Origin of the sequence: Neisseria subflava (assembly GCF_003044935.1) — a bacterium.
GTDB classification, from domain to species: domain Bacteria; phylum Pseudomonadota; class Gammaproteobacteria; order Burkholderiales; family Neisseriaceae; genus Neisseria; species Neisseria subflava_E.
Genome location: NZ_POXP01000003.1, coordinates 295,823 through 310,168, shown reverse-complemented (window position 1 = coordinate 310,168; position 14,346 = coordinate 295,823). Strand labels below are relative to the sequence as shown.

Below are 14,346 nucleotides of genomic sequence, written 5' to 3'. Positions count from 1 at the left end.
TCTTTTTTTATTGATAAATTACTACTTGTCGACACTGATTGCCGATTCTTTTTTAACAAACTGGACGACTTGTTCTTGGGCATTTTGCGTCGCTGCCGCATCATGCTGTTCAGCTTTTGCCGCTGCTTGTTTTTGTTTTTTCTTATTCGTTGCCACTACTTGAGGACAACGCGTATCGTGATGATACATTACCTGACAATGCAGACATTGGATACATTCGTTCGGATGAATGTCGCCTTCAGGTGCGATTGCCTGTACTGGGCATTCGTGTGTACAAATCTGGCATGGGTTACCGCACATTTTATAACGGCGCAGCCAATCAAACACACGGAAGCGGCCCGGCAATGCAATACCTGCACCCAAAGGACACAGATAACGGCAGAAGAAACGTTCGATGAACAAGCCTGCAATCAGCAAAGCGGCGGCGAACAGAACAAACCACCATTCACGCATGAATTTCAAAATAATTGCAGTTTTGAAAGGCTCAATTTCAGCAAATTTTTCAGCCGTACCCAAATCGTACAGGGAAATTGCCAGCAAAGCGAAGAAAATTACATATTTAATCGCACTCAGACGGGTATGCAACAAGTGTGGCACTGTAATCTGTTTCAGACCCAATTTTTTAGCGATACGGTTGGTTAACTCTTGCAATGCACCGAAAGGGCACAGCCATCCACAGAATGTACCGCGGTTCCACAACAGCATGGTCGCCGCTGTAAAGAGCCACAGAATGAATACTAGCGGATCCATCAGGAAAAATTCCCAGTGGAACTCAGTCAAAACAGCTGAGAACAACGTCAAAGTATTCACTACCGATAATTGTGCCTGAGCATACCAGCCGATATAAAACAGCGTAAAGGTCAGGAAACAAAGACGGAATCGGTCATACCATTTTTCGTAACGGACAATCCAATCTTGGAACAGGAATACCAACAGAAGAATTGTCAAAGCAATACCGACAACCACGATTTGACCTTGTTTGGCTTTCCAAACCTGTTTCCAAAGTTGGTTGGATACGCCTTCCTCAGCCGTTGCATCTTCTGCAATACCTGTACTTTCCTCCGGAGCAGAGGCTGCCGCAGCCACCGGCTCAACCGGTGCACTAATTTCAACCGGCGGTGCTTTAGGATCGTCAACGTAGTAGCCTTTTGGCAATTCATAATCCAAATCGGCAGTTACAAATGCCTTATCATTTACGCTCAATACGCGTTGAATCATCAATTGCAAACGCCATGGTTCAGCACCATCAAATTCCACACCTTCGGGGATAGTGAACCAAGAAACTTCTTTAAATGCAGGCGCACCTTCGGCAGATAAAGCAACTACACGTTCATGTTGCGCATCGGTAAAGCGGAAGCTGGTATCGCCTTGAATCATTTCAATACGGTCAAAGATACCGCCGCGGACATAACCTGAACCTTTCCAAGAATAGCGACCCTCGCCGGCCACCATCACGGCTTCTTGGCCAGGTTTCAAACGTTTTTGCAGGTTGTTCCAACCGGCTTCACCTAAAAGGCTTTTACCGATGGAAGGTTGGCTGACCAAGGCAACATACAGATCAATAAATGTATCATTACCATCGCCCTGCTCCGCATGATCTGCCACACCTGCTTTACCGCTTTTCTCAAACAGTTTATTGATTTCGTCGATAGGAATATGCAGATGACCGACGGCTTTTTGTTCCAAAAGCGCATTCCATGACAGGATATCTTGTTTGTCTTGATTGGCAACACGACGCGGACGAGTTTGAACGGCAGGTTCGGCAGACTGCTCGCCGGAAGCAGCTGCCGTACCGGCTTGAACTGCTTTATCTGTACCCAAATGATATTGATTGATTACTGCTTTAACAGAGCGCTGAATACTGTCATTGATGACCATTAGGGTTACAGTCGCACCACTAATAATATCTCCTGGTGCAACACCTGGTTGAGGCGGGTTTTTAATAAAATTTAAGCCGATATATTTGTCAATGAATTTATCGACACGGGATTGCGGGATACCGATCAGCATAATCGGCTCATGGTGCTCAACCAATTTTGCGCCGGCAATAGTGCCATCATTGGCCAATGCAACCATCGTATCGATCGGTTTGCTCGAATAACCGCGCGTATTGACTACGTCAGTTGTGATATAAACCAAGCCAAGCTGCTCTTCGCCCTTGTACACGCGAGCAACCAAGGGCTTACCTTCAGGCTTACCGTAGCGGTCAGCACCTGGGAAAATTTCAGACGGCTGAACTTTTGCCAAGAAATCAGGCAAGCGTTCCGCGTAAGCAGGCAGGCTTACCATCATCATGAAAAATACAGCGAACAGCATAAGGATTCGTTTCCAAATGCCACTTAAACACTTTACTTCAAGGCAGGACATGGCTATTCCCGATATATCGATACTCTAAACACTGATATTATATGAATCATCTATCAGCAATAATTTGATTAAAATCAAGTTTACAAATCTTAAAATCAGATTCTACATACTAATAATACTTTAGAACTACATTAGATGAACCTTTTATTATTAGGCATGAAACATAGGAAAATCAACTCAATCCAAGAATCATCCCTATATTATTAACTTATTTATAATAATACTCAAAACAATTTCTGAAATTTCATTTAGCATATATTAAATAGAATAGAACCTGACTTAAATTTCCATAGACCGTCTGAAAACGAATATCGAAAATACTTTAACCTACCCCTGCAATGACAAAATACATTTCTTACAAAAACAAAAAGAGCCTGTATAAAACAGGCTCTTTTTTCAGACTAATCTTAAGCCAGATTAGAATTTGTGACGCAGGCCAACAGTACCAGCAGTTTTCTCGTATTTGTAGTCGCCTTTGCCTTCTTTCAACCAGCCGGCAGACAACAGGGCAGAAGTGCGTTTAGAGAAGTCGTAGTCAGCACCAACGATAACTTGGTTGTAAGCGCTGTTTTTTTGTTTTACGCCATCTTCTTTAGCTTTGAAGCCGTGAGCGTAAGAAACACGAGGAGTTACGTTGCCGAAGCGGTAAGCAGCAGTCGCACCAACTTCAGTACGTTCGTTTTTCTTAGCACCAGCTACATCAGCTTTGAAGCCTTCGTATTGACCTACAACAGCAACCATCAGGTTGTTAGCATCGTAACCAGCAGTCAGACGGTGTGCTTGGTGATCTTTGTAAGCACCAGCAGCCAAAGTAGTGTTGCTGTTGAATGCATCCAAGTAGCCAGCATCCAAGTCAGCACGTTTAGCGTAAGAACCAGCATAACGACCGAAGAAGCCAGAGTTTTCGTAGTTCAGGCCCAAATCGTAAGATTCACGGCTTTTCACAGTGTGAGTGTATTTGTCGCCAGGGTTAGCATTGTCGCGAGGTTGGTATTGTACGCTTGCACTGAAACCACCAAATACAGGAGTGTCGTAACGTACAGATACTTTACGAGTATCTACACGTTTAATTTTACCCAGTTGCAGAGCATCTGCGTTAGCGGCACCAGATTCCCAAGGGTCGAAGCTGTCACTGCTGTCTTTCAGAGCAGTGTTCAGGTTACCGGCACGAACTTTACCGAAACCACCTTCCAAACCGATGAAAGATTCACGGTTAGCAAAACCAGAGTCACCACCGGCGATAGAAGTGTTTTGTTCAACTTGCCAAATAGCATTCAAGTTGCTACCCAAATGTTCGTGGCCTTTGAAGCCGATGCGAGAACCGTAGTCAGCAATCTCAGTAGCAGTTTTAGAAGTAGCTTTACCCACTTTTACTTTAGAAATTTCAACGCCGGCTTTAACTTGACCGTACAGAGTCACATCAGCCATAGCTGCAACAGGCAGAGCTGCCAAAGTCAGAGCAATCAGAGATTTTTTCATTGCTGTATTCCTTTTCTATTGTGAAGAAATAACTTAAGCAGACCGGACAATCCGCTTAGGCTTACATTATCGCTGGAATCAGCGATTCCATGACTGTTACTATAATTGCTCCTCTCTAAAAAAACAAACTTTATTCAATCCACCCCCACCACCCTTGAAACCCAGCAAAGGCAAACACAGCCTAAAAAAATGAAATTTATTATTTAAAATCAATGATAAATTTCTTTTAAAACCAATTGTGCATTTTTACAACACTTTATTAATTTACACATCAATCCAGCTATTTTGTTGCTTTTATACCAACAATCCGCAGTTAGCCCGTCTGAAAATCATTACCTAGAACGCTCATCCACTCGGGTAACGATAGTTTCTTCACGCCAAACTCATCAGGATAGTCAACACCTGTTAAATACAGGCCATCTGACATAAAAGTTGGCGGAGCCTTCAATCTACTTTTTGCATGAAAGACTGACTCAAACTCATCCACACTGATTCTGCCACTACCCACATACACCAATGCTCCCATAATATTGCGTACCATATGATGTAAGAATGCATTTCCATGCAAATCAAGGCACAGATAGCGAGCAGTTCCACTAATACTTGTACTATATAGTGTCTTTACAGGAGATTTCGCCTGACATTCAGCTGCTCGAAAGCTAGAAAAGTCATGCTCCCCCTCCAATAAGGCAGCAGCCTGCCTCATCAGATTTAAATCTAATTTCAAATGCGTCCACCCTACTCTACCAACCAATAATGGAGAACGAACCGGTGAGGATTCCAATAAATAACGATAATGACGGCCATAAGCATCAAATCGGGCATGGAAATGAGGTGCAACTTTTTGCGCAACCAACACAGCAACACCATCAGGCAAATGTGCATTGACCCCCCGCACCCATGCTTGCTCCGGACGATTTACTGATGTATCAAAATGCACTACCTGGGCAGTTGCATGCACACCCGTATCCGTCCTTCCCGCAACAATAGTATTAATTTGCTCCTCTGCTATTGAAGACAACGCCTGCTCTAAGGCCGTCTGAACAGTCGGCAAATCTCCAGCCTGTTTTTGCCAACCATAAAAACGACTACCGTCATAAGAGAGGGTCAAAGCCCAGCGCTGCACCAGATGCCCTGTTGTATTTACTTGTTCAGTCATTTCTTATACTTCTTGTAAATTGATATTGTTGCCTACGCTCAAGTAACAAATATTAAAAAGGCGTGATTAACACACGCCTCCATTTTGTATTTCAGACGGCCTTCATCTTCAACCATCATATAAAGCTGAAATCTTACCCAACCAATAATAGACTCAGCCAAAATCTTGCTTTTTAATTTACCATAAAAAAGATGCCGTCTGAAACGGCATCTACATTTGACTGGCACTTACGCGCCAAGTTCTTTCATCAGTTTTTGGGCTTTATGCAGAATATCGCCTTCAGCCTCCTCAATCAGCCCTTGCAATGTTTCTCGAGCCGCTTCAGGATCACCGATTTCGATATACATCTTAGCCAAATCATATTTGGCTTCAAACGGTGCAGTCATGCCGACTGATTCTGAAACAAAGCCTCTTTCACTATTGCTTTGATCAGCGGCTACTGAAACATCTTCAGCTTCCCATTCCAATGCACCTTCTTCAATCACAAACTCGGAAGCAGCTGCTTCTTTCTCTGCTTCTTCTTTGGTTTCTTGAATTTGCAAGTCTTGATCTTGCTTGACATCAAATGGCAACGCATGGCCGCCTGAAGCTTCAGGGGTTTCTACCGTAAACTCAAGTGGCTCTTCATTTCTTAACTCGGAGACCTTTTTCTCTGCCGCCAAATCAAACTCAGCAAATGTATTTGCCTGCTCTTCTTTACGTTCAGGCATAACAACAGATACTGGCTGATACGGATTTTCTGGTTCAGGCTCGTACACGCTTTCCGTTGATTCGATATTGTCCCAATCAGCATGACGACGTTGCTCTGTCTCAACATCATGCGTTACTGCACCTGAAAGAATACCTGCCTGACTATTGTCAATCTTACCCAAATCAAGTTTGACATCATCAATATTGGAAGATTCTTCTACCTCATTGATAACCACATCATCTTCAAAATCGTCTTCGATAAACAGACCGTCTTGAGTTTTTTCAGACGGCGTTACTTTAGTTGCAGCAACCGCAGCAGTTGAAGCGGCAACATTTTTCTGTACAGCCTTCTCTTCATCCTTACGGCTTACAGGTGCCGCTTCCGGCTCGTCTTTACGTTTACCGGCAGCTTTCAACAACAACCAAGCAGCAATAAGGGCTGCACCGCCTGCCAATAACCATTTCCATAAATTGCCGTCTGATTCGCTTTCTGTTTGCTCTGCGACAGAACCAGTGGTTGCAACAGGCTCAGAAGCCACTACGTTCTCTTGAGCATCAGAAGCCATAGCTTCTTGAATATCGGACGTAGGAACAGTCGATGCGGCATTTTCATTAACCGCCGCAGATGCTGCTTGTTCTGTTTGTTCAGCTGAAGCTTGTTTCACTTCTTCCTGTTGCTGTGTATTTACGCCAGCATCTTTGACCTGAGCTTCAGTTTGAGCCTCAGGCTGAACAACAGGTTTTTCTATTTTAGCTTCTGTTGCATTGGCGGTTTCATTGGCTTTTTCTGTCGCAGTATTGGTTTTAACAGGAGCAGAAGCAACCAAGCGTTGCAATTCGCTACGGTTTGGAATATTCAGTACCTTACCTGCCAACATACGGTTGGCATTATTATCGATAAACACATCCGGGTTGGCATTTACCAAAGCCTGGATGGTTTGATCCAAGGTCATACCTTGCGGACGGATACTGGACGCAATGGCAATCAGGGTTTCACCCGTACGTACCAAATGCTGCCTGCCTGAACGTGCAGCCGTGTCGTTTTTAGCAGGGGCCGTCTGAACTTGTTTTTTCTCAGCCTTACGCTGCACATCCTTACGCGCTTGAGTTGCCTGATTACCTGCTGCTTTATTGTTTTTAGTGGCCGGCTGTTGGGCATTGCGTGTCAGCTCGGAGGATTGAGATTCAGTGGCCGGACGGGTACGAACAGATGCAGCATCTTTAGAATCATATCCGGCCGGATCGATAATAGCGGTGTATTCACGCGATTGCGCGCCAACACCTACTTGGAAAACCAAAACAGGATCTTTGATGGCTTTATAGGAACGAATGGTAACGACTGCTTTATCGCCTGATTTGCGTACCGCCGCGCGCAAATTGCCATTTGAAATAGTGGCCTTGCCGCCATTAAGCAGAGCCTGAGCTTCCTCGCCAGTCACAGTGATACTGCCTGTAAAAGGCTCACCCAAATGAGATTGAACATTCAAGCCGCCCAAACCTGCAGAGGCACTGAGCGATGTCATTAAAGCGATAGAAGCTGTAATTAATTTAATATTGTGATGTTTTTTCAAAACTGATCCCCTGTTCGGAAATTATGGTACTGACCAATGTGCGCGCATTTAACCATATATTTACTAGATATTACGTCATGATATATTTTTAACCCATTCCTGCCAAGCAATAGAGGCTATTCAGCCTAAAATTCCTTAGCAAATCTATTACTTTTGCATGCTTGTGTTTCTTTTTTACAAATTTCGCCAACCCAAAACAAATATTTCATATGAATATATGTGGTATTAAAGTCATAGGGAAAGGTGCAAAAAAACACATCTCCCTGTATGATTAGCATTTACTCAATTAGTTTCATCATTAACATATGAAGGTTTTGAGCGACTTATTCGCCGTATTCTTATTTTTCATTACATACATCATCACCAAAGACATGATTGCCGCAACCACTGTTGCGGTTATCGTCGGCATTGCCCAAGCTGCGCTGACCTTTTGGAAACACCGCAAACTGGACACCATGCAATGGGTCAGCCTGATTTTGATTGTCTTTTTTGGCGGTGCAACGATTTTACTGAAAGACAACCGCTTCATCATGTGGAAACCGACCGTTCTGTTTTGGATCGGCGCGATCGTCATGCTGTTCAGCCATCTTGCCGGTAAAAACGGGCTTAAAGCCGTCATGGGCAAAGAAATGCAGCTCCCTGATTTTGTATGGACACGCCTGACTTACGCATGGATTGGCTTCCTAATTTTTATGGGTGCGGCCAACCTCTTTGTCTTTACGTATTTTCCAGACCAATGGGTCAATTACAAACTGTTCGGCACATTGGGTTTTACAATCATTTTTTCTATCGCACAGGGTATGTATCTGATGCGTTTCCAGCCTAAGGAGGATCAATAATGGAATATTTCATGCTTTTGGCCACTGATGCCGAAGATGTCCACGAAGCACGCATGGGAGCCCGCCCTGCTCATTTGGCACGCTTAGAAGAATTGAAAGCGCAAGGCCGTCTGCTGACTGCCGGCCCCAATCCCCTGCCGGATAATCCGGAACGCGTCTCCGGCAGCCTGATTGTGGCTCAATTTGAGTCTTTAGACGCCGCACAAGAATGGGCCGAACAAGACCCTTACGTCGATGCCGGCGTATACGCCGAAGTCTTGATCAAACCCTTTAAAGCCGTGTTCAAATGAGCAATATGCGTCAAATGATTGAAGAACGCCTGCAGGCGCTTGAGCCTGAGTTCTTCGATTTTGAAGATGAAAGCCATCTGCACGCCGGCCATGTCGGCAATAAAGGCGGTGGGCATTACGCTATAGTGGTGGTCAGCAACGTATTTGAAAACATTGGCCGCCTCCAGCGGCAACGTATGATTAAGCAGCTTTTGCAAGACTTGTTTTCAGACGGCCTGATTCATGCACTCAGTATCAAAGCGGCCACGCCGGACGAATACTTCCATTAAGATTACCGCCCAAACTTTGATTTCCAATCATTAATTTAAAAGAGAAATACGATGAAAAAAACCTACTTTGCTTCAGCCTTGATGCTTGCCCTGACTTCCGGCACCCTGTTTGCCCAAGCTTTGGTTACCGTCAACGGTCAAGCCATCGACAGCAGTGTTATCGATGACCAAGTTGCTTCCATACGCGCCAGCAACCCGAACGTTCAAGACACTCCCGAATTGCGTCAAATGCTGACTGAACGCCAAGTTATCAGCACTGTGGTTACCCAAGAAGCTAAAAAATTAAAACTGGATCAAAGCGCTGAATTCAAAGCTGCATTGGAGCAAGCGCGTGCCGATGCCGCCAAGCAAGGTGCAGATAAAAAAGCCACATTCAAAACCGAATGGGCAGTTTTCGAAAATGATTTGTTAGGCCAAGCGTTCGCGGCACATATCGTCCGTCAATATCCTGTCCAAGAAAAAGACGTCAAAGCCGCTTACAACGACTTCAGCAACTTCTATAAAGGTACTCAGGAAGTCCAACTGGGCGAAATCTTAACCGACAGCAGCAGCAATGCCCAAAAAGCCATTGCCGATTTGGACGCGAAAAAAAGCTTTGTTTCGGTATTGAACCAATACTCAATTGATGAAGCAGCCAAAAAAGCCGGCGGTATCCCTAAAGCTTATGTTCCGCTCAAAGATTTGCAAGAATCAGCACCTCCGCTTTATGCAGCCGTCAAAGACCTGAAAAAAGGCGCGTACACTAAAACGCCGCTACAAAACGGTAATCTGTACGCCGTTTTCTACGTCAATGACCGTCGCAACGTTACCGTACCTTCTTACGAAGCCGCTAAAAACGAGATTGGCAGCGACTTACAGGCAGCCCGTGTTGATGCGGCCATTCAATCATTGCTGAAAAAAGCCAGCATCAAAGTCAACAAATAATATAACGTGCCCGCCGTGATAGCGGCGGGCAATAAGGAACTCACATGAACATCAAGCCCAAAACTGCCGTTTTGGCTATCCTCGCCCTGTCGACGATCGGTTTGGCAACCGCCAAAGCACCTGATACCGATCCCGCCCGCATCGACAGCATGGTTGCCGAAGTATTGAGACAGGCCGACCAGCATCCCAACCAAACTGCCAAACCCGATGGTCAGGCAATCCGCAAAGATGTGGTTACACGCTTGCAGACTTTGGAAATCTTGAAAAATGAAGCCTTCAAAGCTGGTTTGGACAAAGATGCGGAAGTACAGAATCAATTCAAAAACGTTGAAGCTGAGTTCTATGCTAACCAATACGCTGCTTATCTAGAACGTCAAACTGTGGTTGACGATGCCGAGTTGCGCCGTTTCTACGACCAGCAAACACGCATTATCAAGCTGCAACAAGTCAGCTTTGCTTCAGCCGACGAAGTACGCGCAGCGCAAGAACTGCTGCTCAAAGGCTTATCATTTGAAGAACTGATGAAACGCTATCCCAACCCCGAACAAGAGTTCGATGGCTTCATCTCTCCACAGCAGCTTCCTCCTCAACTGGCCGTTGCTTTTGCCGACATGAACCGAGGCGATGTAACGCATGAACCGGTTGTAATAGGAAACCGTTTTTACCTGTTTAAACTCAGTGCAGTAGAACGCGATCCTAAAGCCAAACCTTTCGAACTGGTACGCAATCAGCTTGCCCAAGCCGTTAAACGACAAAAAGTCGAGAATCAGATCGAACGTATCTTAAAAGAAAACGGCATTAATCCATAAATTGATTCAATGGTTTCAGGCCGTCTGAAACCATACTCCAACCCAAAGGGCGTGTCTTTTACGCCCTTTTTTACAAACTTCTTTTATTCAAAAACATCATGCGCGCCGTTATCCAAAAAGTTACCCAAGCCAAAGTTGACGTTTTGTCCGAAGATTCCCGAGAAACCTGCGGCGAAATCAACAACGGATTTATGATATTGCTCGGCGTTACACATACCGATACAGAAGCGGACGCCAAATACATTGCGGATAAAACCGCCAACCTGCGTATCTTTGAAGATGAAAACGGCAAATTAAATTTATCGCTCAAAGATGTCGGCGGCTCGATATTGCTGGTTTCCCAGTTTACCCTTTACGCCGATGCGCGCAGCGGCCGCCGCCCATCTTTCTCCAATGCCGCGCCCGCAGAACAAGCCGATAAGCTTTATCAATACACCGCACAACTTCTACGCGAACATGGATTGACTGTCGAAACCGGCAGATTCCAAACCCATATGCAGGTTTCTCTTTGCAATGACGGGCCGGTTACCTTATTGCTTGACTCGCAAAAAACATTCTAAATCCCATCGAAAAAGGCCGTCTGAAATCTTTCAGACGGCCTTTCCATTTCTGATCATTACTAAATCAAGCCTTGCGCTTTCACCCAGTTCACAATATCTGCCTCAACGGCTTCAGGCGAACCCGGATTGTCGATTTTGACACCGTACTCATCAGTACCCAGCTCTTCCAAAATCTCTAGCTGCGAATCCAGCATACCGGCTTTCATATAATGCCCTTGACGCGACAGCATACGTTCAAGATTGATTGTTTGAGGCGGAGTCAGATGAATAAAAGCCACCTTCCCTTCCGCACCACGCAGAATATCGCGATAGTGATGCTTGAGTGCGGAACAAGTAACGATAGAATATTTTTCCCCGTTTTTTGCCTGCTCCGTCATCCAGTCACGCAAATTGCCCAGCCATGGATAGCGGTCTTCATCCGTCAACGGAATACCGGCACCCATCTTGTCGCGATTGGCTTGTGTATGGAAATCATCGCCTTCGGCATACGGACATTGGTTGAGATGTTTTTGCAAAGACAGCGCGGCAGTAGTTTTACCGCAACCGCACACGCCCATCATGACAAAATGTGTCGTCATTTTTCTACTCCTTGTTTATCTAGATTTTAACGGTATTTAAAAACGGGCGGATTGTGTTATCTCAAAAACACTATCCACCCATTCTTCCGATTAAACCAAAACAAACAACACTGACGATAAAGCAAAACCGATGAGTGCGATAAGTGTTTGGTTGACCGTCCATGTCTTCAAGGTCGTCGGCACATCCATATTCAACAGACGGCCGACAAGCCAGAAGCCGGAGTCGTTAAAGTGGCTGCAACCAACGGAACCTGCCGCCGTAGCCAAGACTACGCAAGTAATCTGCCAATCGCTGAAACCTGCCGCCGCAACGGCCGGTGCCATTAACGCGGCAGCGGTAGTCAATGCAACGGTCGCAGAACCTTGCGCAATACGCAAAGCCAAAGCCACCAAGAAACAACCCAGTAAAACAGGAATACCTAAGTCTGCCATACTGTCTGCCAAAGCCTTACCGATACCGGAGGCACGCAACACGCCGCCGAACATACCGCCTGCACCGGTAATCAAAATGACCGAACAAACCGGGCCCAATGCGCCATCGATGGTTTTCTCCAATGCACTGGCTTTTTCGCCACGTTTGCTACCCAATACATACAGGGCTACCAAAACAGAAATCAGCAAAGCAATCGGGGTCGAACCGAGCATTCGGGCAAACTGCACCCAGCCCTCATCCGCACTGACCATTTTCTCGCTGATCAAAGTAGATAAACCGGTATTCAAGAAAATCAACAGCATAGGAATCAGCATAATACCGACGACGGTAGATGCCTTTGCAGACGCTTTCGGTTGGTCGTTATCTTGCGTACCGCCGCTGAGCAGATCAGGAACGGGCACATGGATGCTGCGGCCCAAAATCTTACCCAATAAATAGCCGCTGAAATACCAAGTAATCAAGGTAACAGGCAAACCCAAAATCAGCAGTTGACCAATATTTGCGCCATAAAATTCAGAAGCGGCAATCGGGCCGGGATGAGGCGGCAGGAAAACGTGCATGACGGAAAATGCGCCAATAGATGCCAACGCATAGGGCAAAACAGTTTGCTTCATGCGGCGTGCCGTTGCAAACACAATCGGCAACATCACCACCAAACCGGCATCAAAGAAAATCGGAAAACCGAAAATCAAAGAAGCTACGCCTAAAGCAAATGGCGCACGATTCTCACCGAAAATCCGAATCAGCGCATCCGCCAAAGACTGGGCACCGCCGGAAGTTTCCACCAAACGGCCGAGCATTGCGCCCAAACCGACCAACAACGCCACGCTGCCGAGCGTACCGCCGAAGTTTTTGACCAATACATCATTAACAATGCTGCCCATAGGCAGACCTGTTACGATGGCAGTCAGCAGGCTGACCAATACCAACGTCAGCAAGGCATGAACGCGCAGTTTTACAATCAAAATCAAGATCAGCAAAATCGCTGCTGCGGCAATACCGAGCAAAGTACCGGCACTCAGCGTTTGAGTCCATCCATCCATTTTGAAGCCTTTCTCTGTAAGAAAAATACAAACTTATTAATGTTTCTTAACACACGTAGATAAGATAACACATTTCACTATGGATTCATACGGCTGGATTTAGTCAAAATATAAACTTCTCTTTTTCAAAACCCTTTTTGTAAGATGCTTGATAAATAAGGATTACAACGAAAAACAAGGGTGACAAAAAGGCCGTCTGAAACGTAGTTAATTTTTAGACGGCCTGACATCATTCTTCTCGATAAAATAGAAACGAATATTTTTTCAATTACCTAAAATCAAGTATTTTCGGCTTATGCCTTGGTAAAAATCACCCCATTTCCCAAACGTAATTCCGGCAGTTTGGTATTAAAATCCAGCCCATTGAGGCATGAGGGACTGTTACGCATTACTGCTTCGATTTCGGCAAAATCCTCGGTCAAAAATTTTAGCCGAATCAAAAGAATCTGGACAGTAATGTTTTACGATTCCCCGAACATTCATCATGCTTTTTCTTAAAAACTGAAAGTGCCATGATACAAAGGCCGTCTGAAAAATTCTTCAGACGGCCTTGATTCTTAAACTTCTGCCGGTGGTTGCGGTGTATCCTCATCTTCCTGCTGCGTTTTCGCTTTGGCAAAACGGCTGAACCAAATACCAGCTTCGTAGAGCAGAATCAGCGGAACGGCAAGCAGGGTTTGGGAAATTACGTCAGGCGGCGTGATGATTGCGGCCACGATAAACGCACCCACTATAACATACGGACGGGCGTTCTTAAGCTGAGCGGTCGAAACAATGCCCATTTTTGCAAGCAACACCACAACAACGGGCACTTCAAACGTCGTACCAAATGCGACAAACATGCCCAAAATAAAGGACAGGTATTTGTCGATATCGGTCGCCATATTGACGCCGACAGGGGTTACACCGGCCAAGAATTTGAAAATAACGGGAAACACCAGAAAATAGGCAAACGCCATACCAACGAAGAAAAGCGTTACGCTGGACAACACCAGCGGCGTAATCAAACGCTTTTCGTTTTGGTATAAGGCAGGAGCGACAAATGCCCAGACTTGATACAGCGTGTGCGGCAACGACAGCAGAAATGCCGCCATCAGGGTAACCTTGACCGGCACAAAAAACGGCGCAATCACATCAGTTGCAATCATGCTGGTATCTTTAGGCAGATTGGCCATTAATGGCTCGGCAACAAAGGTATAGAGCTGCTGGGCAAACGGCATCATGCCCAAAAAGCAGACGACGATACCGATGACGATCCACATCATGCGGCGACGCAGCTCGAGAAGATGCTCGATAAGCGGTTGGACGGGTTGTTCGTGTTGAGGTTCGGACACC

General features: G+C 45.5%; 13 protein-coding genes. 6 read left to right on the top strand and 7 right to left on the bottom strand.

Features of this window, described 5'->3' with window-relative positions; genetic code table 11:
- Positions 1-21 precede the first annotated feature (21 nt).
- The 4 genes from DBY95_RS09475 to DBY95_RS09460 all read right to left on the bottom strand — a co-directional run bounded on the left by DBY95_RS09475 (position 22) and on the right by DBY95_RS09460 (position 7,218).
- Positions 22-2,316, bottom strand: coding sequence for a NosR/NirI family protein (locus DBY95_RS09475; protein WP_199903878.1), 2,295 nt, complete (start codon positions 2,314-2,316; stop codon positions 22-24).
- A gap of 468 nt (positions 2,317-2,784) precedes the next feature.
- Complete coding sequence (gene porB / locus DBY95_RS09470; protein WP_107724144.1) at positions 2,785-3,846, bottom strand: trimeric porin PorB; 1,062 nt, start codon at positions 3,844-3,846, stop codon at positions 2,785-2,787.
- Positions 3,847-4,159: 313 nt separating this feature from the next.
- On the bottom strand, positions 4,160-5,005 hold the full coding sequence (gene truA / locus DBY95_RS09465) for a tRNA pseudouridine(38-40) synthase TruA (RefSeq protein WP_107724143.1): 846 nt from the start codon (positions 5,003-5,005) through the stop codon (positions 4,160-4,162).
- A gap of 227 nt (positions 5,006-5,232) precedes the next feature.
- Complete coding sequence (locus DBY95_RS09460; RefSeq protein ID WP_107724142.1) at positions 5,233-7,218, bottom strand: FimV/HubP family polar landmark protein; 1,986 nt, start codon at positions 7,216-7,218, stop codon at positions 5,233-5,235.
- Positions 7,219-7,571: 353 nt separating this feature from the next.
- On the opposite strand from DBY95_RS09460, the gene DBY95_RS09455 reads away from it, so the two are divergent.
- The 6 genes from DBY95_RS09455 (at position 7,572) to dtd (ending at position 10,957) form a co-directional block, all read left to right on the top strand.
- A complete protein-coding gene (locus DBY95_RS09455) occupies positions 7,572-8,105 on the top strand; it encodes a septation protein A (protein WP_107724141.1) in 534 nt (177 codons plus the stop codon).
- Complete coding sequence (locus tag DBY95_RS09450) at positions 8,105-8,395, top strand: YciI family protein (protein WP_063069206.1); 291 nt, start codon at positions 8,105-8,107, stop codon at positions 8,393-8,395. Before DBY95_RS09455 ends, DBY95_RS09450 begins: the two co-directional genes overlap by 1 nt.
- Complete coding sequence (locus DBY95_RS09445) at positions 8,392-8,664, top strand: BolA family protein (RefSeq protein WP_063069205.1); 273 nt, start codon at positions 8,392-8,394, stop codon at positions 8,662-8,664. The genes DBY95_RS09450 and DBY95_RS09445 overlap by 4 nt, the downstream gene beginning before the upstream one ends.
- A 51-nt stretch (positions 8,665-8,715) precedes the next feature.
- Positions 8,716-9,588 carry a peptidylprolyl isomerase gene (locus tag DBY95_RS09440; protein ID WP_107724140.1) on the top strand — a complete coding sequence of 291 codons (873 nt, stop codon included), beginning with the start codon at positions 8,716-8,718 and terminating at the stop codon, positions 9,586-9,588.
- Between the two features lie 44 nt (positions 9,589-9,632).
- A complete protein-coding gene (locus DBY95_RS09435; protein WP_107724139.1) occupies positions 9,633-10,397 on the top strand; it encodes a peptidyl-prolyl cis-trans isomerase in 765 nt (254 codons plus the stop codon).
- A gap of 98 nt (positions 10,398-10,495) precedes the next feature.
- Positions 10,496-10,957 carry a D-aminoacyl-tRNA deacylase gene (gene dtd, locus DBY95_RS09430; RefSeq protein ID WP_049331178.1) on the top strand — a complete coding sequence of 154 codons (462 nt, stop codon included), beginning with the start codon at positions 10,496-10,498 and terminating at the stop codon, positions 10,955-10,957.
- A 59-nt stretch (positions 10,958-11,016) separates the two neighbouring features.
- Here dtd and DBY95_RS09425 read toward each other — a convergent pair whose 3' ends face one another.
- From DBY95_RS09425 to tatC, 3 genes are all read right to left on the bottom strand, one after another.
- Entirely contained in the window at positions 11,017-11,535 is a 519-nt protein-coding gene (locus tag DBY95_RS09425) for a gluconokinase, GntK/IdnK-type (protein ID WP_107724138.1), read from the bottom strand.
- Positions 11,536-11,625: 90 nt separating this feature from the next.
- The gene (locus DBY95_RS09420; protein WP_107724137.1) at positions 11,626-13,011 is read right to left on the bottom strand and encodes a GntP family permease; all 1,386 of its coding nucleotides are present in this window, start codon (positions 13,009-13,011) and stop codon (positions 11,626-11,628) included.
- A gap of 557 nt (positions 13,012-13,568) precedes the next feature.
- Entirely contained in the window at positions 13,569-14,345 is a 777-nt protein-coding gene (tatC, locus tag DBY95_RS09415; protein ID WP_039862097.1) for a twin-arginine translocase subunit TatC, read from the bottom strand.
- Position 14,346: the final 1 nt, after the last annotated feature.